General features: G+C 69.5%; 24 protein-coding genes and 2 pseudogenes. 14 read left to right on the top strand and 12 right to left on the bottom strand.

Features of this window, described 5'->3' with window-relative positions:
- Positions 1-116 precede the first annotated feature (116 nt).
- Complete coding sequence (locus tag QHG49_RS16890; RefSeq protein ID WP_003969786.1) at positions 117-320, bottom strand: cold-shock protein; 204 nt, start codon at positions 318-320, stop codon at positions 117-119.
- Positions 321-551: 231 nt separating this feature from the next.
- Positions 552-890, bottom strand: a complete 339-nt coding sequence (locus tag QHG49_RS16885) for a MerR family transcriptional regulator (RefSeq protein WP_145487006.1) — start codon at positions 888-890, stop codon at positions 552-554.
- Between the two features lie 272 nt (positions 891-1,162).
- Here QHG49_RS16885 and QHG49_RS16880 point away from each other — a divergent pair, with 272 nt between their 5' ends.
- Complete coding sequence (locus tag QHG49_RS16880; protein ID WP_301490188.1) at positions 1,163-2,005, top strand: Fpg/Nei family DNA glycosylase; 843 nt, start codon at positions 1,163-1,165, stop codon at positions 2,003-2,005.
- Here the strand turns inward: QHG49_RS16880 and QHG49_RS16875 are convergent.
- Positions 1,987-2,358 (bottom strand): annotated as a pseudogene (locus QHG49_RS16875) (hypothetical protein); the annotation flags it as partial. The gene QHG49_RS16880 and the pseudogene QHG49_RS16875 overlap by 19 nt on opposite strands.
- Before the next feature lie 174 nt (positions 2,359-2,532).
- Between QHG49_RS16875 and QHG49_RS16870 the strand changes: the two are divergent.
- From QHG49_RS16870 to QHG49_RS16820, 11 genes and pseudogenes are all read left to right on the top strand, one after another.
- Positions 2,533-3,912 carry a hypothetical protein gene (locus tag QHG49_RS16870; RefSeq protein WP_301490187.1) on the top strand — a complete coding sequence of 460 codons (1,380 nt, stop codon included), beginning with the start codon at positions 2,533-2,535 and terminating at the stop codon, positions 3,910-3,912.
- Positions 3,913-4,116: 204 nt separating this feature from the next.
- A complete protein-coding gene (locus tag QHG49_RS16865; protein WP_301490186.1) occupies positions 4,117-5,439 on the top strand; it encodes an AAA family ATPase in 1,323 nt (440 codons plus the stop codon).
- A gap of 47 nt (positions 5,440-5,486) precedes the next feature.
- Positions 5,487-6,803: a VWA-like domain-containing protein gene (locus QHG49_RS16860; RefSeq protein ID WP_370530580.1), complete on the top strand. Its 1,317-nt coding sequence runs from the start codon at positions 5,487-5,489 to the stop codon at positions 6,801-6,803.
- A gap of 160 nt (positions 6,804-6,963) precedes the next feature.
- Positions 6,964-7,308 carry a WXG100 family type VII secretion target gene (locus QHG49_RS16855; RefSeq protein ID WP_301490184.1) on the top strand — a complete coding sequence of 115 codons (345 nt, stop codon included), beginning with the start codon at positions 6,964-6,966 and terminating at the stop codon, positions 7,306-7,308.
- Positions 7,305-8,651 (top strand): WXG100 family type VII secretion target, encoded by a 1,347-nt coding sequence (locus QHG49_RS16850; RefSeq protein ID WP_301490183.1) that lies wholly within the window; start codon positions 7,305-7,307, stop codon positions 8,649-8,651. The genes QHG49_RS16855 and QHG49_RS16850 overlap by 4 nt, the downstream gene beginning before the upstream one ends.
- Positions 8,652-8,671: 20 nt before the next feature.
- Positions 8,672-9,385, top strand: a complete 714-nt coding sequence (locus tag QHG49_RS16845) for a hypothetical protein (protein ID WP_301490182.1) — start codon at positions 8,672-8,674, stop codon at positions 9,383-9,385.
- Positions 9,386-9,592: 207 nt separating this feature from the next.
- Positions 9,593-9,718 (top strand): hypothetical protein, encoded by a 126-nt coding sequence (locus tag QHG49_RS16840; RefSeq protein WP_301490181.1) that lies wholly within the window; start codon positions 9,593-9,595, stop codon positions 9,716-9,718.
- Positions 9,715-10,035, top strand: a complete 321-nt coding sequence (locus tag QHG49_RS16835) for a hypothetical protein (RefSeq protein WP_301490180.1) — start codon at positions 9,715-9,717, stop codon at positions 10,033-10,035. Before QHG49_RS16840 ends, QHG49_RS16835 begins: the two co-directional genes overlap by 4 nt.
- 124 nt (positions 10,036-10,159) lie before the next feature.
- A pseudogene (locus QHG49_RS16830) lies at positions 10,160-10,369 on the top strand (site-specific integrase); the annotation flags it as partial.
- 134 nt (positions 10,370-10,503) lie between these two features.
- Positions 10,504-11,010, top strand: coding sequence for a DUF5677 domain-containing protein (locus QHG49_RS16825; protein ID WP_301490179.1), 507 nt, complete (start codon positions 10,504-10,506; stop codon positions 11,008-11,010).
- Positions 11,011-12,290: 1,280 nt separating this feature from the next.
- Positions 12,291-14,216: an ATP-dependent endonuclease gene (locus QHG49_RS16820; RefSeq protein WP_301490178.1), complete on the top strand. Its 1,926-nt coding sequence runs from the start codon at positions 12,291-12,293 to the stop codon at positions 14,214-14,216.
- A gap of 709 nt (positions 14,217-14,925) precedes the next feature.
- Here the strand turns inward: QHG49_RS16820 and QHG49_RS16815 are convergent.
- The 9 genes from QHG49_RS16815 to QHG49_RS16775 form a co-directional block, all read right to left on the bottom strand.
- The gene (locus QHG49_RS16815; protein WP_301490177.1) at positions 14,926-15,516 is read right to left on the bottom strand and encodes a hypothetical protein; all 591 of its coding nucleotides are present in this window, start codon (positions 15,514-15,516) and stop codon (positions 14,926-14,928) included.
- 74 nt (positions 15,517-15,590) lie between these two features.
- Positions 15,591-16,343, bottom strand: coding sequence for an endonuclease domain-containing protein (locus QHG49_RS16810; protein WP_301490176.1), 753 nt, complete (start codon positions 16,341-16,343; stop codon positions 15,591-15,593).
- Between the two features lie 509 nt (positions 16,344-16,852).
- Positions 16,853-17,851: a thiopeptide-type bacteriocin biosynthesis protein gene (locus QHG49_RS16805; RefSeq protein ID WP_301490175.1), complete on the bottom strand. Its 999-nt coding sequence runs from the start codon at positions 17,849-17,851 to the stop codon at positions 16,853-16,855.
- Complete coding sequence (locus QHG49_RS16800) at positions 17,833-19,068, bottom strand: lanthionine synthetase C family protein (protein ID WP_301490174.1); 1,236 nt, start codon at positions 19,066-19,068, stop codon at positions 17,833-17,835. Before QHG49_RS16800 ends, QHG49_RS16805 begins: the two co-directional genes overlap by 19 nt.
- The gene (locus QHG49_RS16795) at positions 19,065-22,130 is read right to left on the bottom strand and encodes a lantibiotic dehydratase (RefSeq protein ID WP_301490173.1); all 3,066 of its coding nucleotides are present in this window, start codon (positions 22,128-22,130) and stop codon (positions 19,065-19,067) included. Before QHG49_RS16795 ends, QHG49_RS16800 begins: the two co-directional genes overlap by 4 nt.
- A 118-nt stretch (positions 22,131-22,248) precedes the next feature.
- Positions 22,249-22,440 carry an FxLD family lanthipeptide gene (locus tag QHG49_RS16790; protein WP_085565759.1) on the bottom strand — a complete coding sequence of 64 codons (192 nt, stop codon included), beginning with the start codon at positions 22,438-22,440 and terminating at the stop codon, positions 22,249-22,251.
- 52 nt (positions 22,441-22,492) lie between these two features.
- Positions 22,493-23,725 (bottom strand): methyltransferase, FxLD system, encoded by a 1,233-nt coding sequence (gene fxlM, locus QHG49_RS16785; protein WP_301490172.1) that lies wholly within the window; start codon positions 23,723-23,725, stop codon positions 22,493-22,495.
- Between the two features lie 217 nt (positions 23,726-23,942).
- Positions 23,943-24,362, bottom strand: a complete 420-nt coding sequence (locus QHG49_RS16780; protein ID WP_159703386.1) for a DUF6415 family natural product biosynthesis protein — start codon at positions 24,360-24,362, stop codon at positions 23,943-23,945.
- Positions 24,359-24,784: an ATP-binding protein gene (locus tag QHG49_RS16775; RefSeq protein WP_236576692.1), complete on the bottom strand. Its 426-nt coding sequence runs from the start codon at positions 24,782-24,784 to the stop codon at positions 24,359-24,361. Before QHG49_RS16775 ends, QHG49_RS16780 begins: the two co-directional genes overlap by 4 nt.
- 241 nt (positions 24,785-25,025) lie before the next feature.
- On the opposite strand from QHG49_RS16775, the gene QHG49_RS16770 reads away from it, so the two are divergent.
- Positions 25,026-26,279: a helix-turn-helix transcriptional regulator gene (locus QHG49_RS16770; protein ID WP_301490171.1), complete on the top strand. Its 1,254-nt coding sequence runs from the start codon at positions 25,026-25,028 to the stop codon at positions 26,277-26,279.
- Complete coding sequence (locus QHG49_RS16765) at positions 26,276-26,803, top strand: N-acetyltransferase (RefSeq protein ID WP_159703389.1); 528 nt, start codon at positions 26,276-26,278, stop codon at positions 26,801-26,803. Before QHG49_RS16770 ends, QHG49_RS16765 begins: the two co-directional genes overlap by 4 nt.
- The last annotated feature ends 8 nt before the right edge of the window (positions 26,804-26,811 follow it).

Raw genomic sequence — 26,811 nt, 5'->3', positions numbered from 1 at the left:
TCCAGGAAAAGGCGAGAGCCCGGAAAAAGACAATGAGCTGGGGCCCGCACCCCGAGAGCGCGGGCCCCAGCCTCATGATGTGCGAGCCGCTCGGCTCGCTACGACGCGTGTCAGCGTCAGGCAGGAACGATGTTCTCGGCCTGCGGGCCCTTCTGGCCCTGCGTGACGTCGAAGCTGACCTTCTGGCCTTCCTGAAGCTCACGGAAGCCGGAGGTGGCGATGTTCGAGTAGTGGGCGAACACGTCAGCGCCGCCGCCGTCCTGCTCGATGAAGCCAAAACCCTTTTCCGAGTTGAACCACTTCACGGTGCCAGTTGCCATGTGAATCTCCCTTTGGGGGCAGTGCCGGACTTCGCACCTTGCGAAGCCGAGTCGCCGCTGTGATCACCCCTCCGGAAAGATCCGGAAAGCTCTGCAAAGAAAAAATTCTCTGGCAACCAAAACTGCAACGCCTATCACGCTAACACACGTCGCCTGGCGGCGCCGGTGGGGTTTTCCGGCCCTCCGGCGCATTCTCGCCCCGTCCTGGCGAGCGATTCTGTATCGGCGGGACTAGATATCGGTACCGCGCGCGTCCAGCTTCCGGCGCATTTCCCGGTTCAGCCGGTGGGCGTCCGCCAACTGGTCCTCCAGCGAGACGATGCGGCAGGCGGCCTCCACGGGAGTGCCCTGGTCGACCAGCTCCCGGGCGCGGGCGGCGATGCGCAGCTGCCGCCGGGAGTACCGGCGGTGCCCGCCCTCCGAACGCAGCGGAGTGATCAGCCCCGCTCTGCCCACGGCCCGCAGGAAGGCGGGGGTGATGCCCAGGACGGCGGCGGCCCGTCCCATGGTGTAGGCGGGGTAATCGTCGTCGTCGAGGTTGCCGACGCCGGGGGTGTGCTCAGCGGGCATGACACCTTCGTGTTCCGGGGACTACGGCGAGGAGTCCGGCGCCCGCCCTCCCGGGATCCGGCGCCGTCCACCTCGTAGCACCACATTAGTGCTGACCGGCGCGGACATGTGTACCGGCCGTGACAGATTTTCTGACGCGTCGGCCGGGCGAGTTGCCGCACATCGTGAGGCGGACGGGGGAGAAGCCGTGAGGCGGACGGGGGAGGAAAGGGATCTCATGGACTCCATGGACTCCACGGACCGCATGTCTCCCGCCCGGACGGCGCTCCCGGATGCCTGAGCTCCCGGACGTCGAGGGGTTCCGCCGGGTGCTGGAGTCCTGCGCCCGGGGGCGCGTCGTACGCCGTGTCGAGGTCCGCGACACCGGCGTCCTGCACGGCGTCGGCGCGCGCGGGCTGCGTGCCGCGCTGGAGGGGCGGCGGTTCGCCGAGCCGGAGCGGCGCGGGAAGTGGCTGCTGGCCCGCACCGACGGCCCCACCCTGCTGCTGCACTTCGGCATGACCGGCCTGCTGCTGTGCGCCGACCCGGCCGCCCCGGACGTCGCCCCGGACAATCCGGCGGCCCCGGACGTCGCCCCGGACGACGACCCTGCCGAGGCCCATGACCGCGTCCTGTTCACGCTGGACGACGGCCACCGGCTGCACTACCGCGACCAGCGCAAACTCCGGGGCCTGTGGCTGGCGCACGACGAGCCCGACGTCGACCGGCTGCTCGCCGACCAGGGCCCCGACGCCCTGACGGTCAGCCGCGACGACCTCGCGGCCGCCCTCGCCGCCCGCCGCGGCCGGCTCAAGACCACCCTCACCGACCAGTCCGTCCTCGCCGGCCTCGGCAACCTGCTCGCCGACGAGATCCTGTGGCGCGCCCGGCTGCGCCCCGACCGCCGGGCCGGCGACCTCACCCCGGCCGAACTCCGGTGCCTGCACACCCAGATGCGCCGCACCCTCCGCTCCGCCGTCCCCACGGGCCGCGTCCCGCCCCGCCCCTCCTGGCTCACCGGCCACCGCGACGACCCGGACCCGGCGTGCCCACGCTGCGGGACCCCGCTGCGCCGGACGCGGCTGGGCGGCCGGGGAACGGTGTGGTGCCCGCGGTGTCAGGGGGACGGGGACTGAGTTCCTGGTCCCGGTGGCCGCGAACGGCCCGCTGCCTTGCCTTCTTCCGGAAGGCGGGCCGGCCGGGGCTCCCCGGCGAAGAACGTCTTGGCCCCTACGACCGCCCGCTCGTCGTCGAGCACATGCCCCGGCCGGGTGCCGTTGCCGCGCAGTACGCCGCCGAAGTTCATCCCCATATAGGCGGCCGAGTGGTGCAGGGTGAGCTCCAGCGGCCAGGCCACGGCCTCCTCGCGGTGCGCCATCGCCGTCACGCCCCACAGCGCACGCCCTGCCATCGCCGCACTGAAGCCCGGGTCCGGCGTGGACCGCCACTTCGACCAGTGGTCGAGGTAGCGCTTTGCGTACGAGGACACGCGGCCCGTGCCGGCAGCTCGGCTTGCAACTCCGGGCGCCGTCAAGGTGTTTCTCCCGCGGCCCTCCCGCAGATATCGCGACTGACAGACCGCCGAAGCGGTGCTTATGATGCTCGCGATGAAGAACTTCTCCTCGTACGGATTGGGGGAATCGTTCGCTCAGGGTGAGTGCTGATGGCATCTCACTTCGCGAACGACCTTCCGCCCCACCTGCTGATGTGGCAGCGCGTGCGCGAGTACGCCGTGCCACCGTCCATGATCGAGACCGCGACCGCACGCCGTGCGGCCGGCGACTGGGCGGGGGCCTGCGCCGCCGCCCGGATCGACCCCGATCTCGATCTGCGCGCCGTGCGCCACCGCCACGGCACCGAACTCACCACCCGCCTGCGCGCGGACCTGCGCCGACTGGCCCCCGAGCTGCTGCGCTGGCACATGCCCCGGATCGCCCCCGACGGACATCTGCGCCCCGGCCTCACCATCACCCTCACCCGGTACGGCGGCGACGGCGACACGCCACCCGCCCAGCTGGTGGTGCGGACGCCACCGGCCCACGCGGACGCCGGACAGCGGATGACCCTGACCCTGTGGGAGGGGCCCGGCGACGGCACCTGCGGACACCACCCCCACCCGCACCCCGACCGGCGCTTCCGCCTCGATCTGCACCGGCACCTCTGGGACTCCGCGCGAAGCGGCGACCTGGCGCGGCGGTGCGGCCCGCCCGACCAGGAATCCCCCTGGGCGAGGGCGAATTGGGCCGCCGAGGCGGAGCTGCTGCTACGGGCCGAGGGCCGTCCGCGCGGCGCCTTCACGGTCCGGCTCGGGGCGCGCACCCGCGCCGTACTCGAACTCGCCGCACCCGACGACAGCCACGCCCCGACGCTCCGGCCGCTGCCCTACGACCTTCCGCCCCAGGAAGCCGCCGCGCTCCCGGTACTCCCGGAGGCATCGGCCCGGCTCCTGCCGGATCTGGAGCTGTTGCGGTCCGGGCTGGTCGGGCCCGAGCGGCTGCATCCGCTCGTCGCCGAGGCGCTGACGTCCGTCGTCCCGCTCCCGTCCGGCCCGCGACCGGCCGGTCCCGCCCCCGGACGCCACGATCCGCACCGGGTGGAATGCCGGGGCGAGATCCACCGGATCGCGCTGCGGGACGGCGTGCTCACGGCGATCGACCACCACCCCGCCGAACTGCGCCGCGAGGAACTGCTCGTGGCGCTCGGCGGCCCCGCGCTGCCGTGCCTGCGGGCGATCGACGCGGTGCACCGCAGCCCGGAGGCGCTGCCCGCCGTACGGGAACGGCTCGGCCACGGCGACGTCGTCGGCGCGCTGGCCGTCGTCGAGGGGCTGCTCGGCCCCGCCGCCGTGCTGCGCGACGGCCCCCTGCGGGAGGAACTGGAGTCGGCGGCGGCCCGCCGCGTCGACCACGGGCTCTTCCGCGCGGGGCTGGTCGCCGTGCACCCCGCGGCGGCGGCCCACCGCCCCCGGCTCGACCGCCGTACGCCCGCCGTACTGCGCCACAAACGAGGCAGCCGACCCCGGCCACGCACCGGCCTGCTCTGACCCGTCCTGCTCCGCCCTGCCTTCCCTTGCCTTGCCTTCCTTCCCTTGCCCCGCGCTGTCCTGCTCTGCCGACTCACGGCCTCGCTGACGGAGCACCGCGCGCACTCCACGCACCGTGCACGCCCCACGCCCCACGGCACCCCACGCCTCTCCGCCATCCGGGGCGGCCACCCCGCCCCCCTTCTTCCCACCCAGGTGATGCCCATGACCTCCACCGTCCTCCTCCCCGCCCCCACCGACCCCCAACTCGCCGTAGCAGAAGACCTCTTGACCCTCCTGCGTACGACCACCACGGAGCCCCGCCCCGACGAGCAGCTCGAAGCGCTCACCCTGGCCGTCGCGGCCGATCTGCCCGTGCTGCTCTGGGGCGAGCCGGGCATCGGCAAGACCGCGGCGCTGACGCGGCTCGCCGCGACCCTCGACCTGCCGCTGACCACGGTGATCGCGAGTGTCCACGAGCCGTCCGACTTCTCCGGGCTGCCCATCGTGGGCGACGACCCGGCGGTGCGGGGCGTACCGATGGCGCCGCCGCAGTGGGCCGTGGAACTGGTACGGGCCGGCCGGGGACTGCTCTTCCTCGACGAACTCTCCACCGCCACCCCGGCGGTCCAGGCCGCGCTGCTCCGGGTCGTCCTGGAGCGGAAGGTCGGCGCGCTCCAACTGCCGCCCGGAGTAAGGATCGTGGCCGCGGCCAATCCGCCTGCGTCGGCGGCGGACGGATGGGAGCTGAGCCCGCCGCTGGCCAACCGGTTCGTGCATCTGTACTGGGTGCACGACCGGGAGGTGGTGGTGCGCGGCCTCGGCGGGGTCTGGCCCCGGGCGGAGCTGCCCCGGCTGCTGCCGGAGCGGCTGGTGGCGGCGGTGGCGTACGCACGGCGCGCGGTGTGCGGGTTCCTGGAGGCCAGGCCGACGCTGATCCACCGGCTGCCGAGCACCGAGACGCGGCGCGGCGGCGCCTGGCCCTCGCCGCGCAGCTGGGAGGCCGCGCTGACCCTGCTGGCCTTCGGCACGGCGGCCGGTGTCTCCAAGGAGGTGCTGGCGCTGCTGGTGCGGGGCGCGGTCGGCGACGGCCCGGGGTTCGAACTCCTCGCCCACCTCGACCGGATGGACCTCCCCGACCCGGAATCGCTGCTCACGGACCCGGCATCCGCCGAACTGCCGGAACGGGGCGACCTTCGGCAGGCGGCGCTGGAGGCGGTGGTGGCCGCCGTCGGCGCCCGGCCGAGGAGGGAGCGGTGGGACGCGGGCTGGGCGGTACTCGTCCGGGCACTGGAGACCGGCGCCCCCGACCTGCTGGTCGCCCCGGCGACGGCGCTGGCCGCGCTGCGGCGGGACGAGTGGGAGGTGCCGGAGGCGGTGGAACGACTGGCCGGAGTGATCGGACTCGCCCAACGAGCAACGCACTCTGTGGACTTGGCCACCAGGTCCCTCAAGTCTGGGGCTCGCAAGGAAACGTTCACGTCCACCGGGTCGGCACCCACCCCTACGGCGCCCAACTCCGCTCGTACGACGACCACATGCCGATGACAACGTCACCTGCCGGCCACCGGACCCCGAACCCCGTACCGCACCCGATGCCCCCACCCCGCCCGGCACGCACCCCCACCCCCGCCGAACCGCACAGCGGCGCCCCCCACCCCGGACTCCCCCTGGACCTCGACAAGTTGCTGGCCGCGCGGCTCCACGCGGTGAAGGTCCGCCCCTACCTCGCCGCCGCCCTCTTCGCCCTGCACGTGGTCGAGGACCGCTCGGTGCCGACGATGGCCGTGGACGCGCACTGGCGCTGCTACGTCTCACCGGGTTTCGTGGCCCGCACCCCGCTGGAGGAACTGGCCGGTGTCTGGGTGCACGAGGTCTCCCACCTGCTGCGGGACCACCACGGACGCGGCGAGCGGTACGCCCGCGAGCACGAGGACCCCGGCCCGGGGGAGCGCGGCGCGACGGCCGAGGGCCGGGCGTGGCTGCGGCTGCGGCAGAACATCGCCGCCGACTTCGAGATCAACGACGACATCTACGGTGACGGCCTGCCCAAGCCGGCCGGTGCGGTCCTGCCGTCGCTGCTGGGACTGCCCGGCGGGCTGCTGATGGAGGAGTACCTGCGGACGGCGTCGATGTCCGGACTCACCGGGGGCCTGGCCTGGCTGGACTGCGGCAGCGGTGCCGACGGGCTGCGGCGGCCGTGGGAGCTGGGGCCCGACGGGGCGCACGGGCTGAGCGGACAGCAGCGGGACGCGGTCCGCTTCCGGGTCGCGGAGGGCATCAAGGGCCGGCCGGGCGAGGCGCCCGAGGGGTTGCGCAGATGGGCGGACGAGGCGTTCCATCCGCCGCAGCCCTGGCGGCAGTTGCTCGGCGCGGCGGTCCGCGCGGCGGCCGGTGCGCCGGGGGCGGGCGCGAACCACAGCTACCGGCGCCCCTCCCGCCGCTCGGCCGGTGTCCCCGGGGTGCTGCTGCCCAGCCTGCGCCGCACACCGCCCCGGGTGTGCGTGGTGATCGACACCTCCGGTTCGGTGAGCGACGCCGAGCTGGGCAGCGCGCTGCTGGAGGTGGCGGCGATCTCCCGGGCGGTGGGCGGGCGGCGGGACCTGGTCTCGGTGATCTCCTGCGACGCGGCGGCCGGTATCGCCGTACCGCTGTGCCGCGCGGAGGACATCCCGCTGGTCGGCGGCGGGGGCACGGACCTGCGCTCCGGCTTCGCCCGGGCCCTGTCCGCCCGCCCCCGCGCCGACGTGATCGTCGCCCTCACCGACGGCCAGACCCCCTGGCCCGCACCCCCACCCTGCCGCACCGTCATCGGCCTCTTCCCGCGCCCACCCCGCCCCACCGCCGAGGAGAACCCGGACTACGTCCCGGACACACCACCGCCGTGGGCGCGGGTCGTCACCATCGGCTGAGGAACGAAGAGTTGACGCGAACTTCCCATGCGGGGACAAAGCCCCTATACACTCCACGAATCTTTGCCCGGCCCTCGCGCGGCAGACATCGGACGTGACGTGGCGGCGGCCGGCCAAGGCGGTTCCACCGGTCGCCGGTTGAGGGGAACAGCGCCACGTCATGACCGACCGCGGTGAAGTCCTGGACATCAAGATCGCCGACATCAAGGCGACAGCACCCCGGTTCCACCATCAGAGCGTCGCCCTCGCGCACGCCTTGACGAAGTTGCAGCAGGGCCTGGAGACGGCAGGCTCGCCGTGGGGCGGCGATGAGCAGGGCGAGGCGTTCCACAAGGCGTACGGCCCGCACGTCCAACGGATCGAGCACGCCGCGCGGATCCTGACCGAAGGTCTGGCGAGCATCCACGAGGCGATGACCGACATGACCGACGGCCACATCGACAACGAGGAACTGATTCGTGGCATGTTCAGCCGCGTCCACGTCGGTCACGGCGAGGGCGGGTGAGTGCCGCGGACACGGCCCGTGAGGTCGTACAGGACCTCACGGGCATGTGGTGGCCCGCCGCCGACGAAGGCGGACTGCGCGACGCCGCGAAGGCGTGGCGGGGCTTCGCCGATGACGTCGACGATGTCACCGCGGCCGCCGACCACGCGGCCCGGTCGCTCATCGAGCACAACAGGGGCGAAGCCGTCTCCGCCTTCGCCGACCCGTTCTGGCGCCGCTACCACCGGGACGGAAGCGGCTGGCTGAAGGACCTCGCCGACGCCGCCCGCGACATGGCCGAGGCACTCGACACCTACGCCGACGCCGTGCACGGCGCGCGGAAGAAGCTGGCACACGAACTGGAGATCGTCGGTGCCACCCTGGTCGCCGGCACCGCCCTGGCCATGTTCACCGCGGGGATCTCCGAGGGCGCGGCGGTCGCCGTCGCGGCCACCGTCGCGGACATGGCCGCCGGCCTCGGTATCGCCGTGACCGAGGAGATCGCCACCATCGCGGGCACCACGCTGGCCACCGCGGCCTTCGCCGGCGTCGAGTCCGTCACCGTGGACCTGGCCGTCACCCAGCCCGTCTCCATCACGCTGGGCGAGAGCCAGGGCCTCAGCCTCGACGAGGCCGGCGACGCCGGTCTCTACGGCATGGCCTTCGGCGGACTGTTCGGCGCCGGGGCAGGCACGATCAGGGCGGCGAGAGACGCCGGTGACCTCGACACCTTCTTCGCCGGCCTGACCGGGTCCGCCCGGGCGGGGGCCACGCTTCCCGGCGAACTCGACTCGCTCGGCCCGGACGAACTGCGTCTGATCCGCCAGGACGACGACTTCGGTGGCGGCCACAACGCCGTGGGGCTGAAGAAGTCCCGCTTCGACCCGGACATCGGGATCGTCCCGGCGGACCCGGACGGCGGGATCACCCCTCTTCAGCATGTGCTCGGCGGCAAGAACAGGGCCGCCAAGGAATCCAGCCAGTACACCTCCTTCGCACCGAAGGACGGCACCGGCAAGGTGTACGGGAGCGAGGAGATCGACCTCGACCACCAGCGGCTTCAGAAGGACATCGACGCGGGACATGTGCGCGGCGTCGAGGTCCTGCCTCCACAACGCGTCCAGCGAGCCATCGGCGACGACATCGACGAGGTCGCGGGACGCCCTGTCGACGTGCCGCCCGGACTCAAGCCGCACGAGGTCCCCGACTTCGTCGACGGTCTCGGTCTGAGCAAGGGCAAGGCACGTAAGGTGACCGACAGGGTGATGGCCCTGCTCAACACCCGTCGGGACGGCGAGTGGCTGATCAGCGGCGTCGTACCGAAGGAGTACGTCACCGGCCCCTACCCCACCTCGCGACCCTGACCCTGGAAGGGAGTGCCCCCGTGCCCGACGACACCCGCTGGGAGCCCGACCCCGTGCTGAGGGGGCTCCTGTTCACGGACTTCGACGGCGAGGCCGCCGACCCGGACGACGTCATCGCGGACGCCCTCGACGGCGGCTACCGGGAGCGCACGGCCGGCCTGGTGGAGATCCTGCGCGACGAGAACGCCGACCCCGCCGCGCGTTTCCTCTCCTGCTGCGCGCTCACCTCGTGGGCCGACCCGATCGGCTACGCGGCGGTCGAGGACGCGGCCCGCGCACCGGACGAACTGGCCTGGCGCGGGCAGTCGTACGACCGTTTCCACGGCCAGGACGACACGTTCGGGCACCTGGCCGAGGCGGTGGGCCGCAGCCGTGACATGGTCGACGAACGGGGCACCGCGGTCGAGCGCATCCAGGCCGCACGGGCACTGATCCGGATCGCGGACCGCGTCCAACTCGACCGCAGGGCCGACGATCTCCTCCACCCGGAGATCGTCTCGGCGTGCGGTGACGACCTCGCCGCCGCCGTCGACCGAGGCATCGACCGCCTCGCGGCAGGAGCCCCCCTCGGCTGGGACCTCGGCCTGCAACTCGCCCTGTTCATCAACGCACTCGCCCGGCCCCGTCCCTCTTGGGCCGCCGACGCCCGCGACCGCCTGTCGGCCACCCACCCCGGCGACCGCGCCCTGCGCGAACTCACCGAGTCGGGCGGCAGCTCGCTCTGGCTGCTGTAGCCGAGCCCAGAGCCTGACCCACGATCCCGCCACCCGCCAGGTGTCCCCACCGCGACCGCCCTGTCCGTCACCACCAAGGCGTCCTCCTACGCATACGGCGCGACCGCCACCGTCACCGCCCACCTCGGCACGACGTACGACGGCCGTACGGTCTCCCTCTACGCCCAGCCCCACGGCGGCGGGAAGACCCTGGTCAGGACCGGCACCGTGGACACGTCCGGCAACCTGTCGGCCACGTACAAGCTCACCCGCGACACGGCCTTCACCGCGTCCTTCGGCGGCGACGACCGCTACGCCCCGGCCACGGCCACGCGCACCGCGTACGGCCAGTGAAGATCGCGGAGTCGCTGAGCGGCTCCTGCGCGAGTACGAAGTACACCAAGCTGCGCGTGACCGCTGCCGTCTCCCCGGACAAGTCCGGCCAGTGCGAGAAGTTCCAGGCCTGGCAGTACCGGAGCGGCGCCTGGCACCCCCTCACCACCTCCGGCTGCTACCCCCTCAACGCGAACGGCACCTCGGCGACCCGACTGACCCTCACCAACGCGGTCGGCCAGAGGTTCCGGGTGTGCCCGGAGTACGTGCAGAGCGCGCAGGACGACACCAACGTGACGACGTGGGGCGGCTGGCTCTGCTTCACGGTCAGGACCTGATCCGGGACCGGCACCTGGTGCCGTCACCACACGGCGCCCCAAACTGGCCCGCATGGACTCGCTGCCACTGCTCTCCACCCTGGCCGGTGCCGCGATCGGCACATTCACCGCCGTCATCGCCGACCGGAACACCGGCCACACGCTCTCGACCCGATCGGGTGCGACCCTCAAGGACACGATGGCCCGTGCCGGCCAGTCCTCCGAGAAAGCTGCGCTGATCTATCAGCACTCCGATGAGGAGCAGCAGCGCGACGTGGCCGCTGGCCTCGACGACATGGTCCGGGCCGAACGTACGAAGCAGAAGCCCGGCCACATGCGGCCCGCCGCCTCGTGACGGCAAGCTCCGCCTCGTCGTGGGGCAACACTCTCCCATGTGTGTCGGTTGGGGAGACATGGGTTGCAGGGAAAACGCACACCAGTGTTTTTGTGCTCAAGTAGCCTTTCCGCCCCTGCGAGATGAGAAGGCACATGAGTGGCGTCACGCCGCAGCAGTACCGTGAGGCCGCCGAGAATCTGATCGCAGACTACCGGGCGGCTGGGCCGGTCGAAACGAAGCGGCACAGGTACCGATCAGTCCTCCTCGCGCACGGTTGGTGCACTGAAGTGCATCGCCTTGCCGAGGCGGTTCTGCATCTCATCGATAGCGGATACCGTCACGAGACGCTCATTCTGCTGCGCACCATGGTTGGAACGACCGTCAGCTTGCAGTGGCCCTCCCAGAAGGGTGACGCCGGTGCGGCTGCCGTGTTCGCTGAGGGAGGCCGGATGCCCCGGGCTGCCGCTGAGAACATGCAAAAGGCGTTCAACGTGCCCCAGGACCTTATCGACGCGATCAAAGGCGCCCCGGTCGAGAAAACGGATGAGAGCGAGATCTTCCGCAGGTTTCAGGCGCAGTGTGACGAGTCGGACCCCAAGCGGGAGCTGTACTCGGTGTACCGCTTCCTTCCAGACAACAAAGAACCCCCAGGTCTTTGACCTGGGGGTTCTTTATAGAGCGGGTGACGAGAATCGAACTCGCGCTCTCAGCTTGGGAAGCGACGGCGCTTGAACGCACTCATGGGCCCTCACCTGCGCGTTCATGCTTAAGTCTCCGTTCGCGAGGGACGCATTCGCACCCCTGTTGACCGTCGTTGTCCGCTCTGAAGGGCACGCTATGGGCACGGCGTCGCGAGGTGGTGGAGCGTCGTGTCTACGGTGCCTTCTCTGGCGTCCGGAGCCGTCGACATGTAGTCCCACTGCCACAAAACGTTGCGACTGCGCACGGATGTCGATCCCCTGCGCCTGATTCGGAAGATCACAAAAAGCCTCTTTTAGGATGCAGCCTTCGATCTCCACGACGGGCAGCCTGGTAATGGCGCCGGTGAACGCGACACGAATCCGTGCCTCAGGATCTGAAGGTTTACCCGCCCCTGGTAAAGACCTGATCCCCGATGGCGAGAAGCCTGGTGCCTGAGCAGGGAGGCAATCCGATGGGGTGGACCGTCACGGTGTGGGGCACTGTCATAGGGCTGTTGGTGATACGCCTGATGCTGCGCCAGCTGCGGGAACTCCTGCTGGACCTAGGCGCCGTTGTCCGCGCGTGGCGCGATCTTCTCCGAGTGATGAGAGGCCCGGGACCTCCCACCGAGGGTAGTGGCGGATGAGGGTTCGTGTTGGGGTGGAGAAGCTGACTGACCGCGTCAGCACTCGAACCGGAAACAACGCCGCAGCGATTCGGTAGGGGATCCCAATCGGCGTCATCGCGCAGTTCGGCGGTGACCGTGTGTGACTCTGGTTGCTGTAGTGGTGATCACTCAGTCAGCCATAGTGCTGACAACGTCCCGCCCACGGCCGAGCTTGGTGCTCAGGTCTTGGCACTCGATCTCCAGGCCCGTGGTCGTACCGCTGTCGTCCGTCACCGACCGGAACCATCTGAGCCTGGACCGCGACCGCCAAGTGCAGGCTGAGTGGGCCGCAGGAGTCGGCTGTATGACGGGTCGCGTGTGCGCTCAGTCGCTAGGGATCAGCTCGGTGTCCTCGGCTACGTGCCGCTGGTTGCGGCTGCGTCGTGCCCCGACGCCACAGGGGAAGACGGCTTTCGCATCAGGCGGTGCGTGGCTCCGAGCGTAAGACGTCTGGCAGGGACGCGCTGTCCGCTATGCGGATCTGATCGCGCTGTCTTAAAACGACAGATCACCTGCCACGGGTGCTGCTAGCGTCACGTTCGTCACATGGGCATTTAAAAGCCCCACCAGTAACGGACACCCAGGACGACCGTGAAAATTAAGCGCGTTCGCATCGAGAACTTCTGTTGTCTGCACAAGGTGGACGTGTCCTTCGAAGACATCACCTCCTTCATCGGGCCGACCGGCGTCGGCAAGTCCACCGTGCTGCGCGCGCTCGACTGGTTCTTCAACGGCGAACGGGGTGTCTCGCTCAGCGATGACGACGTCCACTCCGGATCCGCCGACGGCCGTATCACCGTGGAGGTGGAGTTTGACGGCCTCACCGACCATGACCGGCAGACCCTCGGCCGGTACGCGCCCGAGGGTGCGCGGAGCGTGAGCATCTGGCGGACGTGGCAGAACGGCGAGGACAAGATCACCGGCAAGGCGCTGGCGTACGGGCCGTTCGAGGACGTACGCCGGAACGAGAAGGCGATGGATCTGCGCCGCGCCTACGATCGGCTGCGGGCGAGCGACCCGGGCCTCGGGCTGCCGGCCGCCGGAAGCAAGGACAAGGCCCTGGAGGCGATGCAGACCTGGGAGTTGGCCCACCGCGACAGCCTCACCGAGGCCGAGGTCGAGGACACCCACTTCTTCGGCTTTGCCGGGCAGAGCAGACTCGCCCAGCTGATCGACTTCGTGTTCGTCTCCGCCGACCTGCGGGCGTATGAGGAGGCGGACGACCAGAAGACGACCGCGGTTGGCCGCATCCTCGACCACGCCGTGGACCGCTCGCAGGCGAACGAGCAGCTCGGCGAGATCGAGGAGAACGCCCATCTGGCACGCAAGGAGCTGCATGCCAAGGTCTACGGGCCGGTGCTCGGCGAGGTGTCGGACGCGCTGTCCGCCGAGGTCGCCAAGTTCACCACCGGGCGCAAGGTGGTCGTGACGCCGACGGTGCATGTGCCGAGGCCGGCCCGGACCTCGTTCCAGGTGAGCATCCAGGACGGCGCCGCCCAGACCTCGGTCTACCGACAGGGCCACGGCTTCCAGCGGGCATTGATCATCGCGGCGCTGAAGTACCTGGCCGACCGAAGGAGCTCGGCCGGTGGTGGTATACGGACGCTGTGCCTGGCCGTCGAGGAGCCGGAGCTGTTTCAGCACCCGCCGCAGGCACGGACGTTCGCGAAGGTACTGCGCGAGCTCGTCGCGTCCTCGCCGCAGGGGCGTACCCAGATCATGTACGCCACCCACAACCCCGTTTTCATCGACCCGAAGGGCTATCACCAGATCCGCCGGCTCAGCCGCGACGCCGGCGCCGAGCACCCGGTCACCGAGGTGTGGCAGGCCACGGAGGAGGACCTGTGCCGGGTCTTGGACGGGCTGGTCGACAAGCAGGTGATCCGCAGCCGGACCGAGGGTACGCTCGGCGGCGCCCTGGCCGAGGGCTTCTTCGCCCACGCCGTGGTGCTGGTCGAGGGCGGTGGGGACGAGGGCGTGATCACCGGTTGTGCGGAGCGGTCGGGGATCAACCTGGGCGCGGAGGGCGTGAGCGTCATCCAGGTCAACGGCAAGGACAACCTCATGCTCTCCGACGCGCTGTTCAGCGCGCTGGGAGTGCCCTGCCACGTGTTGTTCGACGGTGACGCGGGCATGGAGGAGCGCAAGCGGGAGGCGGTGAGCAACCGCGACCCGTACGAGCGGGAGAAGGCGGAGCGGCAGGCCGAGAACCAGGCCCGGCACAACCGGACCAAGAACGCCAACCTCCTCCGGTACCTGGGCGCAACGCCCACTCCCCAGCCCGCCGATGAGTCGACCCGCCGCTACACCGTCTTCGAGGACACCCTGGAGACCTACCTCGACGAGCACTGGCCGTCCTGGCAGGAGCGCAGGAGGGAACTGGTCCGTACCGGCCAGGGCGTGGACGGCAAGAACTCGGCGACGTACCTGGAGACCACCCGGACCGTCGCGACGGAGCCCCCGTTCCTGCTGTACGCGTTGCTGGAGAACGTCCGCTCTCTGGCCGCCCGCCAGTAGTCGACGCGGTACCCATTCGGAATGCTCTTCGCGCCCTTTCTACTGTCTATCTGATGGTGCCTCCTCTGCTTTCCGCACTGGGCCGTCGCCATGACTCCAGTCCGTGATCGACAGCGACGATTCAGCCGCTCAAGGCCAGCTGCCGGTTGTGCCCCCACCCCGCTGGGTGAGGGCAAGCCGAAGAAGCACCTGAGCGTACTGGCGGGGCGGCCATGTTGGCGACGGCCGCGTTCCTGGCCAAGGCGCGGTGTTCGGTCGGGTCCAAGTGGATCAACACGCTGTGGGACGGTCCGATCCCGAGGAGTCCGGGCGTATCGGGCCGGTGCAGGTGCCCAGTGAGCAGGTCGGCGAGGAGTTCCGGGATGGGTGGGCGTGCCTTCTCGCCTCTGCGTATCCATCGGCTGACCCGTGGCCGATCGACAGTGACGCCGTGGTGGCCCCGTTCCTGGGCCAAGGCGTTGGTCCGTCGGGCAGTCTTGCTGTTGTTCCAGCCTGCCTCGGCGAGGGCCAGCGCGAGCGTTGGCGCGCTGGAGGTGCCGACCGCGCCTGATGTACCTTCTGCGCTGCGTTCACCGGACCTGATCAGCGGCTGGACGACTGGGCGTACCAGAGGGCCAGACGTTCCTGAACAGCGCGGACGGCAAGTACGACGTCCTGGTGAGACCGAACTGCAAGCCCCCGCGCCCTCGTCTCAGGGCACGGAGGGGAATCAGCCCGACTCGGCTACCGCGTAGGCCGCGGCGTCGGCAGGAGTGAGTATCATCCTGGCTCCCAGTTCCGCCAAGCGTTGCCGCTTACTCTGCTTCAGGAAGTTCCGGTCGCTTGTTACGAAGACGTCCGCCTTCGCCATGATGTGGGTGTGCAGGACCAGCACGTCGAGTTGCTGATTGCGCCACTTGCGTTCGGCGAGTTGTCGCGTCTCCTCGCCCAGGTTCCCGGGGACCGCGTCTAGGTAGCCGAAGGGTGAGGTAGGGAACAGCACCTTATGCAGCCTGATCGCCTCCGCTTCGGCTTCGTCATGCGCGAGCACGCACCAATCGAAGTAGGTGAGGTCACACACCGCCACGGGCGCGAGGATCTCCAACCCTCCAAGACCGAGTTTGCTGATACGCCGCTGGAAGTGGGAAAAATTATCCAGAACGGTGCCGTCTCGCTGATTCTCAGCGGCCATGGTGGCGACCAGCCGCACCGCTGCCCGGCTGGCGCGCTGCTGTGCCACAAGTTCACGAACAGCTGCAGCCTCGGGGCGCTTTTCCTCGACTGCGATGAGGCAGTTGGTGTCGAGCGTGAATGAAAGCACGGTGCCTCCTGGGATTCGCTGACACACTAGTCGGTCGGAAGGGAGAGCCACATGCGGCTGTACCGACCGATCGCTCACCGGCTGGCGTCGATGGCCGCTGCCTCCTTCCTCCATCTCAACCGTCGGGCGGGCGGATCGTTCAGGTAGCCGTTCAGCAGATCGAAGGTCTGGAGCTGCACCGGCAGCGACTCGTACCAGGTGACTCCCCGGATGTTGCACTCGCTGCAGAGAATCCCACGAACACACTCGCCGCAGGTTATGCCGCCGGGACAACAAGCGTGGTCGTGGTCGATGTGCCACTCGTCGTACTTTCCGAGAGGCTCACCGGAGGTGCAGACTGCACACTTTCCACCTTGGAATGCGAGTAGTTCGTCGTAGTCGTGCTTGGTCATCTTGAACCGGGCAAGCCGGGTCCGGATGTTCTGGCAGTCATTGCACACACCGCTGAGCCCGGTTCCGCCAGACGTACGGAACCTCTCGACGGCGACGATCTCCTCACACTCGTAGCACTGCCCGTATCCGGTCGCGCGGATTTGCGCTACCTCCTGGGCAGTCCGCCGGGCCCGGATGCGCGTCGGTTCGTTTCCCTTCGCCACCTGCTTGTAGTGCGCGGCGCAGTAACCCTTTGCGGACTCGGTCCGTATGCAGAAGTCGGCTCGGCACGACTTCCGCTCAACCACCCGTAGCGGGGTGAGTGCCTTGCCGAGCTGCTGCTGGCGGTAGTGCCCCGGGCAGAGCCCCAGGGCTTTCGTCTCCTTGCCGCACCCCTCGAACTCACAGATCTTTCGCTGGTATGAGTTCGCTCTTTCTCGTACCGGACGCAACACGTTCCCGCGCTCCCTCTGCTGGTAGTGAGCCGCACAGAATCCTTTACAGAAGGCGGTACGCGAACAACTCCAGCCATGCCCTGCGGCCTTGCAGTGGTCCATCCTTGTATTAGACACCGGTCCAGAGGGGCCGAATGAGCCAAGGCTGCCATAATCTCGACCACTTACAGCAACGGCCGGCCTCACCTACCCTGGGGTCGGCCGCTGCCTGTGTCTCCTGGCAACCCGTACAGTCGTCCTGTACTCACGTCAGGTGGTCGGAGCTCCCATTCCTCGTGCTGAGCATGACTGCGATCTCGTCGCGGGTATACATCAGCGGGGCGTGCTGAGGCCGTTGGAGTCGCGCGCTGCCATGAACTCGTCGGCATCGCCACTCGTGGTCTCGGAGATCCCAGGGGTATTCGCCGAGTGGTAAGTGGCGGCCGTATTGCGCCCGGCCGTTCTCGCTTGCCTGATCAGTTCGGTCCTCACCACGCCATTGCAGTCGACGGTTCGCGCTGTCACGCGCCTCAGCTTTCCTTGTGCTCGTCACCATGAAGAATCGCTGCCCTGGCCGCCCAAGCCAGCATGCTCTGCCCGCGCATGGACAGTCCGAGCCGGTTCCAGTGGAAGATCACGTGGTAGCTGAGCACCTGCCGCAGTCCGCGATCCAGCGACCCGTCCTGGACGCCGTGGGCGAGTGCTTGGCCGGCGCTGTGGAATGCGGCGGCCCATTCGGCGACGGGTTCCAGCGGGCCTCCGGAGCGCAGTAAGGCGTCACCGCCGGCGAGAAGGAGAGGGCGGATCTCGCGGGCGCGGGCGTTGAGCCGTTCCGGCGGAACGTCGCTGATGGCCGAGCGATGTTCTGTTGTGATGACGCGGTCCCAGACATCGCCCTGCTCGTACCACTCCAACCGGGCGGCGCGCATCATGATCGTGCACAGCAGGACGGAGAGCTCCCTGGGCCCGACGATGAGATCGCCGCGTTGGCGCAACTGCTGGATCTGTCGGCTGTCGGTGATGAACAGGGCGTGCGCGGCCGTCATGCTCGTCTTCCCACCGAACGCTGGCGTCTCCGGTTCGTAGATGCCGGGCCACCAGCGCTGAAGGTGTCCGTCGGTGACGAGGCGGTCGAAGCCGTCCCCGACGGTCAGCTTGGCGCCTCCCACGGGCTGGACCCGGAGGCGCAGCCGCCAGCAGGGGTGCTTTCTAGTGCACCACCAGCCATCGATCGCGCCGGTGGTCTCCGCTTCGCGCAGGATGGGCAGGACGTGCGTGGTGAAGGTGGTGTCGGCGTTCGGCCAGTCGGTGAAGTGGAGGTACGTCTGCCACCAGTCGGTAGTGGCCTCGTGGCGGGCCAGCGCTTCCCGGCCAGCCTGGTCGTAGACCGCGACCGCGTCGGAGAGGATCACGGGGTCCAACCGGTACTGGTGCGCCGCGTCGGCGAGTGACCGGCCGGCGAGGACGGCCGAGACGGCGTTCTGCATCGGGACCGGCTCGGTTGCCTGAGTCAGTTGATCAAGAGACATGCGTCCCATCCAGTGCTCGGCGCCTGGTGCGAGGCGAAGGTGGTGAAGGCGAGCGCGGTGCCAGCAGTGCCGTTGATCAGGCCGGGAGTTGATGAGGAGCCGGGCTGACCGGATGCGGCGAGGGCGCTACCAAGGCGTTCCGGGAGGGTGCGCAGTCGGGGGTCGAGCGCGTCTGCGGCTGCGCGGTGAGCGGTCTGATAGACGCCCGCCCATCCGTGACAGAGGCCGCTGTCGGTCACCAAGGCGAGTTGCGCGGGATCGGTCAAGGCCCGGTACAAGGCGTCCTCGTAGAACTTCTGGAGTGTGGGCGAGCGCAGGGCGAGCCCGGCGAGTTGGCCGGCTCGTGCGATGCCTGTCGTGCCGTAACACCAACTCGGCCGAGCTGGTGCGTCGTGGTGGGGTCGCCTGCGGTCAAGGTCGCGACGTGAGATGTGCTCCGGCCACCACGGGCCGGAATCACCGTGCTGGCACCAGGCGTCGAGGTGGGCGCAGATGGTGAACATAGCGTCGTGGTGGCCATGGACGGTGACGCCGCGGCGCAGGGCCTGGGCCAGGAGGAGAAGCGGGCCAGTGATGCCGTGCGCGGCGCCGAAGTTGCCGTGCCCGCCAGGGAAGTGGGGGGACTCGCCGCGCGCCGGATCGTGGCGGACCCACCAGCCGGGGAGCCCTCGTCCGGCGGTGGGGGCGAGCGGCCGGGTCAGGGCGACGAGGTACTGCAAGATCCTCGCCAGGGCTGGGCCCTCGGGCTCGGTGCGCAGGAGGTAGGCGCCGATGCCCGCGAGGCCGTAGAAGATGTCGTACTCCGCGAAGGTCGGCAGGTCTCCCCTGTCGATGCGGGCGAGCGCAGCGTCCACGCGACGGTCGGCGAGGTCGGTGATGTGCTGGTGCAGGATCGTGCGCGCCGAGGCGTACAGATGCTGGTAGGCCGGAGGGACGGCGCTGAGGAGGAAGCCGACGGCCGGGGCGCCGAGGAACAGTCCCGTCTGGTCGGCCGCGCTGATGGGGCCGGAGGCCGCGCTCGTGATCCACCGGTGGGCGGAGCGCCAGGAGCCGCCGTATCGGCTGGCTGTTTCGATGTGCAGCAAACTGATTCCGGCTGCGCCGTCGGCGAGCGACTGTACTGCCCAGGGCTCCTCTGGGGGCGGGGGAGGCGGTTCCGCCAGATGGGCGGTGTACTGCTCCAGGATCGCCACGGCGGTGGCGGCCAGCGTGGTCATCGGGCGGCCATCCGGTGTTGAAGGGCCGCCGTTCGCACGAGCCGGATCGTGGTCTCCTCAGCGCGCGGATCGACGCCCAGCGCCCGGACGTGGTGCTGGTGCAACAGCGACCGGGCGACGTCGAGCGGATCGCGCTCACCAGCCAGGGCGTCCCGGTAGGTGTCCACGGTGGCGGCGCGGGCTCGCCATGCTTCGGTGACCTGTGGACCGCCGGGGAGTGCCGCGAGCGCGGAGGCGCTGTTCGGCGAGGCAAGTTCGAGCACCTCGCTGCGCAGGGCCCGGTTCAACCGGCCGGTGCCCTGGGGGAGGTTGTGCACCAGCCACTCCTCGGCCGTCGCGGTGTCCGGCGCCAGGCGGGTGACAAGGTGCAGGGCGCTGGCGGCGGCGAGGGCCTGTGCGGCGAAGGCATCGTTGCGCTCGGTGAGCTGGATCTGCGCGAGGGCGGCGGCGGAGTCGGCGGCGAACACTTGGTGCGCGGCGTCCATGGCCGACTCGCTGCCGAAGCGTCCGGTCTGCGGCTGGTACGGAGCCAGGACGAGCCCGGACGCCAGACCCAGCCTGTGCAGGCTGTCCGCCCAGGCACGGACGTGCTGTGCGCCGGCCGCGTGCGCCTCTGGTGGCAGGTGCAGTGTGAGGTCGAGGTGCTGGTCGGCGTCCGGCCGTGCCATCTCCCTGTGCCGGGTGAACCACCAGGTGGGCGGCTCATTGTCGAACGCGGCGATCAGGTGGGGGAGGTGGTGACTCAGGATCTCGTCGTAGCGGCGTGGATGGGCGTGGAGTTGCGCATGGAGGACACCGTCGGCGCCCGGGAGGTGCCGCACGGAACCGAGCGACCCGGCGTGGCGCGGCCGGGGCACATGGGTGGTGTCCGGCTCGGACCGGCCCAGGGAGAGCCAGATCTCGTGTGCTCGCCCGATCCAGCCGTGTGCGTCTGCGTCCGGGACCTCGCGCAGCTCCACGCGCCGGATGTTGTCGAGGTGTGCGCGCAGGATCCGGAGGTGGGCCGGGTGGGACAGGTCGAGGGGGAGGCGCTGGTCGTACTCGATGACGGCGACCCGCATCGGGAGCCGCAGCCGGTCCCGCCAGACGGTGAAGGCGTCCTCCCATTCATGCCTCGGGGCTTTCCGGCCAGGCAGGTCTTCGGCCGTCAGCAGCCATCGGGCCGACGTGAGGATGGTGCGGCGGTAGCGCACCCGGGGGAGAAACGGAAGTCGGGAGGCGACGCCGAAGTCGAACGGCTTGTAGGCGGCGTACCGCCCGTTGGCCACCTCGGCGAGGAACCGGGCCAGTGGCGGGGTCTGTGTCCCGCCTTCCAGGGCGTGCAGGACTCGCACGTCGATGCGCAGGCCGGTGGAGAGCTGCACGAGGTGGAAGCTGCGTGGGTCGGCGGTGACGGCGATGTCGGTGAGCCGGATGGCCGTCTTGTCGTTCTCCTGGTGGCCGGACAGCTCGATGATGTGCGGCAGCAGTCGCGGTGTGCGGGTGACGTTCTCGTTGCGGTGCCGGCGCGGTGGGAACACGAGCTGCGCCGTGAGGCGGTCCGGTGCACCGCGGTAGGTGGCGGCGAGGGCGTCTTGGTGCTCGGGCGGCAAGACGTGGGCGAACCGGCCCGCCATGCTGCTGCCGGGGCGGGGTGCCGCGGTGAGCAGGAGGTCGAAGGTGCCCTTGGACAGCGCTCGGGTGCTGGGTGAGTGGACTTCGAAGGCGGCCTCCACGCGGGGCACGAACAGCCGCTCGTCCGTTCCGGCGGCCTTCTCCAAGGCGCTGACCATGTCGTCCGTCAGCCGCAGTTCGTCACGGCCGTCGAGGAGGACTTGCTGCATCAGCGCGAGCAGCAGTTCGTCGCGGTCGGTGCGTACCTTCAAGGCGGCGCCGCGTTCGGAGCCGATGTAGCCGGCGGGCAGCCCGAGGCCGCTGTCGGAGACCAGGTCCATCACCGGTACCAGGGCACCGACGCCGTAGCGGGCCCTGAACCGGCGATGGTAGTCGCGCCAGTGCTGGTAGCCGTAGGGCTGCGGGGTGGTCCGGTACAGCGCCGACACGGCTGCCTGCGCTTCCACGATCACGGCTTGCGGGAGCTGGGTCTCGCAGTCGAGGGCGGTGTCAATGAGCAGCGGTGTCGGGGTGACGGGGGTGAGGGCGTGCATTCGCGCGGCGATGGCGCCCACGCTGGTGTCGGAGAGCGTTGGCTGGTGGGCGGACACGTCGTCGCGCAGCGCGTACAGCTCGTGGACCAGGTCCCGCACCTCGGGGACGCTCTCCGCGCTGTGCCGTTCCAGCTCGTGGCACAGGTGCTGGAAGGCGTCCACCGTGGTCATGGGCGCCCACAGGCTGGTGATGAGGAACTGCTGCTCGACCAGGCTGGTGAGAAGCGTGTCGATCTGCTCCGGTGTGGCCTGCGGGAAGCTGTCGCGCAGGTGGTCGTGCAGGTCGCCGTAGGGGATGGGGGAACGGGCGGCGTCCATGGCTGCGGCTACCGGCCGGGTGTTGCGGACGGATATCTCGACCGGGGCCAGGAGGACGGCGTGGCCGTCGGAGGGTGGGCCCGGCGCCACGAGCCGATCGCCCCGCGTGTGGGCGGCGTTGGTGGCGACGAGCGGCAGCCGCTTCAGTAAGGCGTGTGCGCGCTGGAGCCGGAGGACCATGTCGGTGACCCACTCGGCGTCCGGCCGGATCAACACGCGGTGCTTGTCGCGCCATCGCGCGGTCGCCCGGGGCCCGACCGTCACAGGGGCGGTGCCGGCGAACAGGCCCAGCGGGGTCGGCCGGTGCTGCCACCGCAGGAGGTAGGAGACCGTCGATACGGCGGTGCGGCGGACGTGACGGGGCTCGGTCTGCCGGCTCTGGACGACTGCCTCGATGGCGTCGGACAGGACAGGGGCGGCGAGCTCCAGCGCGCTGCGGAAGTCCTTGCGCTGCCAGATGCGGTTCAGCCATGCGCGGGTGACGGCCACGTTGTCCAGGTCGAGGGTGCGGGGGATGTCTGCCGGCCCGGGGCTGGTGGTGGCGCGCAGCATGGCAGTGCCCTGCCACTGGTAGTCGGCGACTGCTCGGGAAGCCATGGTGCCCTCCGTCTGGCGGGGCGGGAGAGGGGCCGGTTGGCCGGGCGGAGCACTTCGCCCGGCCAACCAGCAGGGAACGGCCTGGATCAGGCCGGGTTTTTCGGGAAGGAACCGCGGATCAGGCAGGATCCTCCGTGAAGGAGCCGCAGGCGGAGGCGCCGGTCGCGCAGGTGCTGCCGCAGCCGTCGCCCGTGGAACACATGAGATGGCCGTACGCGTGCTCGGCGACGACGACCTTCACGTCCAGCGGCGCGAAGTCGTCGTCCAGGCCCGCCAGCGGGGCGGGCGGGGCCAGGGTGGCGCTCGTCATGGTGATGCCCTTCCTCTTGTTCGGATGGTGCGGGACTACCTGGCTCGCGGCGCTACGCCGGGGGCCAGGAGAGCGAGATCCGGCTGTGGACCTTGTCGATGACCTGGTCGGCCTGGATCTGGTCATCGGGGGTGCCGGCCGGATAGACCCGGATGGTCGGGCTGGGGCCGCCGCGCCGGTTTGCCTCCCAGTCGCGCAGGACGTCGGCGACCTTGTCGGCGAACTGCTTCGCGTTCGGGCCGAGGGCGTGTACGCCGTACTCGATGTGCTTGTTGTCTTCGGTGCGGCGGGTGACGAGATAGGCGAAGGTGTCGTCCTCGACGGCGGCGAGGGAGAACCGCTTGTTCACGGGGGTGACCAGACCCGTGTCCAGGTCCTCATCGACCGCCATCGTGCAGAAGCCGGGCAGGCTGATCGCCATCGCCATCTGGAGGGTGTCGATGAGTTCCTGGAGGCCGATGACGACGCCGGTCCACAGCTCGTGGCGCGGGAACGTGACCGCGTTGTCCAGCCGGTGCGGGTCGGCCGGCAGCCCGTCATCGAACTTCAGCCCGATCTCTGGAGTGCCGTTGACGAGGAGAAGTTCTTCGCGGTGGGCGGTGGAGCCCTGCATCGGGACGAAGCCGCAGATCCTCGTCGACTCGCTCTCCAGGTAGGGGCCGTGCTCGCCCACGACCTGGGTGAAGGCGACCGATCGGGTCAGCCCGCGCATCCGCAGCGGCACCACGAGCCGGCCACCCTGCTTGAGCTGCGAGATCCACGCCGGGGAAATGTCCCAGGCCCCGGCGGTCACCATGACGACGTCGACTTCGCCGATGGGGAGGGGTTCGGCGGCGTCGGCGGTGACGACGAGGACCTTGTCGTAGCCGTGCTCCTCCAGGAGCCGGGACGCGCGGTCCGTGACGCCGGGGTCGATGTCCACGGTGACGACTTCGCCCTTGGGTCCGACGAGCTCGGCGAGATAGGCCGCGTTCAGGCCGCCCGAGCCGATCTCCAGCACTCGCATCCCAGGCTTCACCTGCGCCTGCTCCAGCATCATGGCCTGGATCTGCGGGGCAGAGACGGAGCTGAGCTGCACACCGTGCTCGTCGGTCTTGGTGATCACAGCGGCGTACGTGTCGTATGCCTTGTCGAGCGGGGTGTCGGGGATGAACTCGTGGCGGGGCACCTTGCGCATCACGGCTTCGATCTCCGGGGAGGAGATGTTGCCGTCCGCGCGAAGCTCGTCCACCACCTTGTTCCGCAGGCGGGTCGCCTCGGCGGGCTCGACGGTCGTGTTCGGCATGAAGTTCCTTCGGTCGTGCGTGTTCAGGGAGAGGTCGACATCGTGTGCTGGTTGGGCCGGGAGGCTATGGGCGAACGTTCTCCGTTCTCGTCGGCTGACCAACGGGGTGGTGTGATGGACGGCAAGTGGGGAGGCGCACGCCTGTGGAGGATCGCTCGGCAGGCCGGTGCGTACTGCTCAGCCCGCTGAGCGGCACGCAAGTGGGTGGGGGCGCACGTCACTCGGTCCCCTTGATGTAGCGGGCCTTGATCAATTCTTCGACCAGGTCGGCGGTCACGAAAGCGAGACGCCGGGCGAGTCCGACAGCCTGCTGATGGGCGGTCGGCGTGCACTCATTCCGTAGAGCGCGCGCTCGCGCGACGAGTCGGGCCATCTCAGCGGTGGGTGGAAAACTGTCGTCAGCCACTGTGATGTCGCTGAGCTGCTTCAGGTGACTGCGGAGGCGGTCGACCAGGGCGGCGGTCGTTGCAACAGACGGCGACTGACTGCCGATTGCCGCATCGAGATCATCAAAGATGTCCCCGACATCGAGCGGCTTCCAGGCCCGAAATCGCTCCAACACGAGCCGTAAGCCGTCTGCGTCGAGCGGAGGAGCCCACTCCGCGGTAGGGCGTTTGGGAGCCACTGCGGTGCTCACTGCTCTCGCCCTGCCGAAGCCTCGATCACAGCCCAGGTGACCTTGCCCCATGGGTGCGTGTCGTAGCCCCACCGCGAACTCATCCCGGCGACCAATCTCAGACCCCGGCCGCTCTCGGCGTTCAGGGCCGCCGCCTTCAGGTGGGGCACGCCGTGCGAACGGTCGGAAACTCCGATGCGAACGGCACCGTTGCTCGGACGCTCGATGATGACCTTCGACACGGGGGTCTGGGTGTGCTCGACGGCGTTGGCCAGCAATTCGGTGACGATGATTCTTCCGCAGTCGGCCGCGTCGTCGTCCATGCCCCAGGTCGCCAGCACGTTGGAGACGAGAGCGCGGGCACGGCTCATGGACTCGCGGACGCAGGGCAGCTCCACGGTGTAACCCGGGGCGCCGATCGCATTCGGTTTAGCGACGGTCATGGTCACGAGGTCTTCCCTCCGGCGTGGGATACCCGGTCCTGACGGGGGGGGGGGCAGGGCCGGGCTTTCCTCCGTGCCACCGTGCCGAACCCGACTCGGTGGCCAATGACCAGTCAACGAGTGACAAGCGGAGCGCAACAGGAAAAGACCCGATTCTGTGCATACCCACCAACCGGAAGACTTTGCGTTCCAATTACCTGAGGTCTGGGCATCAGAGTGACCGCGGTACTACGTTCGGTACATGGCAGCCAACCTCGCCCTTCGGCGCCGATTGGACCAACTCGGCCTCACCCAAGATGAGTTGGCGGCCCGGTTGAACGCTGCGCTACAGGAGATCACCGGCCGACCCGGCGAGATCTCCTCCCGAACGGTCCGCAACCTGCTCAACGGATCAAGCAGACGCCCAATCGGCCGCACTTGCGCAGCACTTGAGCGTGTGTTCGGCTGCCCCGTGGCGGACTTAGGGTTCCGCGCCCCAAGTTCCATGCAACATCCTCCGGAGGGCCCCGTGCGGCGACGCGACTTCATCGTTTCCGCCACCGGAACGGCAGCCGCAGCCGTTCCGGTCGTCACGCAGCGCCGGGCAGTAGGCATGGCGGACGTAGCCCGCGCCGCGGCCAGAATGAACCGGCTTGTGGAGGCGGACGACCGCCAGGGCGGGCACACCTCCCTGGCGAGCGCAGCTCTCGAAGCTCGCGCCAAGGTGCTGGAGCTTCAGCAGCGCAACGCCAGCGAACGTGTGCGCCGGGCCCTGTACGCACTCGCGGCCGAGTTCACCACCATCGCTGCCTGGTCGTGTATTGACGTCCGCGACCTGGATACGGCCCAGACGTACCTGCACGAGTCGTCCACGTTCGCCGGCCTCGCCCAGGACCCGGTCACGGGCATGCGCGTGTGGGTCAACATGGCCATTCTCGCCTACCAGCGGAAGAACTGGCCGGAACAGCTCGCGGCAGCACAGGCTGCCAACGCCTCTCCGGCCGCCCGTAGGGACCCGTTCTTCGGCTCCATGGGCCGCGTCCGCCTCGCGCTTGCCCATTCGTCGCTCGGGGACCTGCGAGCCGCTCGGCGGGCACTGGGCACAGCGCAGGAGACCTTCCAGAAGGCGGCTGAGGACGAGCGTCCCCGATGGACCGCGTTCTACGGGCCGGCCGAACTCAACCACCTCGCGGCGATCATCCTCAACCGCAACGGGGAGCCCGCCGAAGCCGAGGCGATGGCGCACCGAGCCCTGGCCAAGATCCCGGCGGAGTTCCAGCGCAACCGCGCGCTGGCCACCTGCCAGCTCGCGCTGGCACAACTCCGCCAGGGAGAGCCCGAGCAGGCCACCGCGACCGCGGCCACCGTCTTCACGATCATGGATGGCGCACCACTGCCTGGGCGTATGCGCACCCTGATCGGAGACTTCCACCGAGACCTGTTCCGGCTGGCGCCGTCAACGACGTACGCCCGCGACTGGGCAGACCGAATGCGAGATGAATGGAGTCGAGCGTGACCAGGGTGATCGACCTGCGGCATTACGGACAGGGAAGCCTCCCCGAAGGCTTCAAGCAGATGCTGATTGAGGTGCACGCCGACGCCTACGCCGACGCGATGGACGACGAGTTCAACCAGCGGTTCCCGTGGTTCGTCGATCACTGGTCAGAGATGGATGGCTTCACCTGCGTCGTCGCCTTCGACGGCGACGAGCCGACCGGCTTCGCGTACGGTGCCCCGCTCCAGCCCGGCCGGGAGTGGTGGCGTTCCACCGCGTTCGAGCCGAACAACGGGTACACCGCGACCTACGCCGTCTCCGAGGTCATGGTGCGCCCGCGATGGCGGAAGCAGGGGATCTCGGAGCGGCTCCACGAAGCCCTGTTGAAGGAACGCAGCGAAAATCTCGCGGTGCTTCTGGTCGACGTGACGCACCCCAAAGTGCAGGCCCTGTACGAGACGTGGGGCTACGAGAAGGCAGGCGAGCAGCAGCCCTTCGCCGACTCACCGGTGTACGCGGTCATGGTGAAGAGGTTGCGTCCCTGAGCGGCTCC

Origin of the sequence: Streptomyces sp. WP-1 (genome assembly GCF_030450125.1) — a bacterium.
Classification (GTDB): domain Bacteria; phylum Actinomycetota; class Actinomycetes; order Streptomycetales; family Streptomycetaceae; genus Streptomyces; species Streptomyces incarnatus.
This window is presented reverse-complemented; position numbering and strand designations above follow the sequence as displayed.

Coding starts and splice junctions, on each gene's coding strand:
- QHG49_RS16800 (WP_301490174.1), bottom strand. CDS start 19,068: ATGACCACGCTGGCCGCCACCGCCGTGGCGATCCTGGAGCAGTACACC.
- QHG49_RS16770 (WP_301490171.1), top strand. CDS start 25,026: ATGGCAGCCAACCTCGCCCTTCGGCGCCGATTGGACCAACTCGGCCTC.
- QHG49_RS16790 (WP_085565759.1), bottom strand. CDS start 22,440: ATGACGAGCGCCACCCTGGCCCCGCCCGCCCCGCTGGCGGGCCTGGAC.
- QHG49_RS16865 (WP_301490186.1), top strand. CDS start 4,117: ATGACCTCCACCGTCCTCCTCCCCGCCCCCACCGACCCCCAACTCGCC.
- QHG49_RS16860 (WP_370530580.1), top strand. CDS start 5,487: ATGCCCCCACCCCGCCCGGCACGCACCCCCACCCCCGCCGAACCGCAC.
- fxlM (WP_301490172.1), bottom strand. CDS start 23,725: ATGCCGAACACGACCGTCGAGCCCGCCGAGGCGACCCGCCTGCGGAAC.
- QHG49_RS16775 (WP_236576692.1), bottom strand. CDS start 24,784: ATGACCGTCGCTAAACCGAATGCGATCGGCGCCCCGGGTTACACCGTG.
- QHG49_RS16870 (WP_301490187.1), top strand. CDS start 2,533: ATGGCATCTCACTTCGCGAACGACCTTCCGCCCCACCTGCTGATGTGG.
- QHG49_RS16880 (WP_301490188.1), top strand. CDS start 1,163: ATGCCTGAGCTCCCGGACGTCGAGGGGTTCCGCCGGGTGCTGGAGTCC.
- QHG49_RS16795 (WP_301490173.1), bottom strand. CDS start 22,130: ATGGCTTCCCGAGCAGTCGCCGACTACCAGTGGCAGGGCACTGCCATG.
- QHG49_RS16855 (WP_301490184.1), top strand. CDS start 6,964: ATGACCGACCGCGGTGAAGTCCTGGACATCAAGATCGCCGACATCAAG.
- QHG49_RS16890 (WP_003969786.1), bottom strand. CDS start 320: ATGGCAACTGGCACCGTGAAGTGGTTCAACTCGGAAAAGGGTTTTGGC.
- QHG49_RS16825 (WP_301490179.1), top strand. CDS start 10,504: ATGAGTGGCGTCACGCCGCAGCAGTACCGTGAGGCCGCCGAGAATCTG.
- QHG49_RS16805 (WP_301490175.1), bottom strand. CDS start 17,851: ATGTCTCTTGATCAACTGACTCAGGCAACCGAGCCGGTCCCGATGCAG.
- QHG49_RS16885 (WP_145487006.1), bottom strand. CDS start 890: ATGCCCGCTGAGCACACCCCCGGCGTCGGCAACCTCGACGACGACGAT.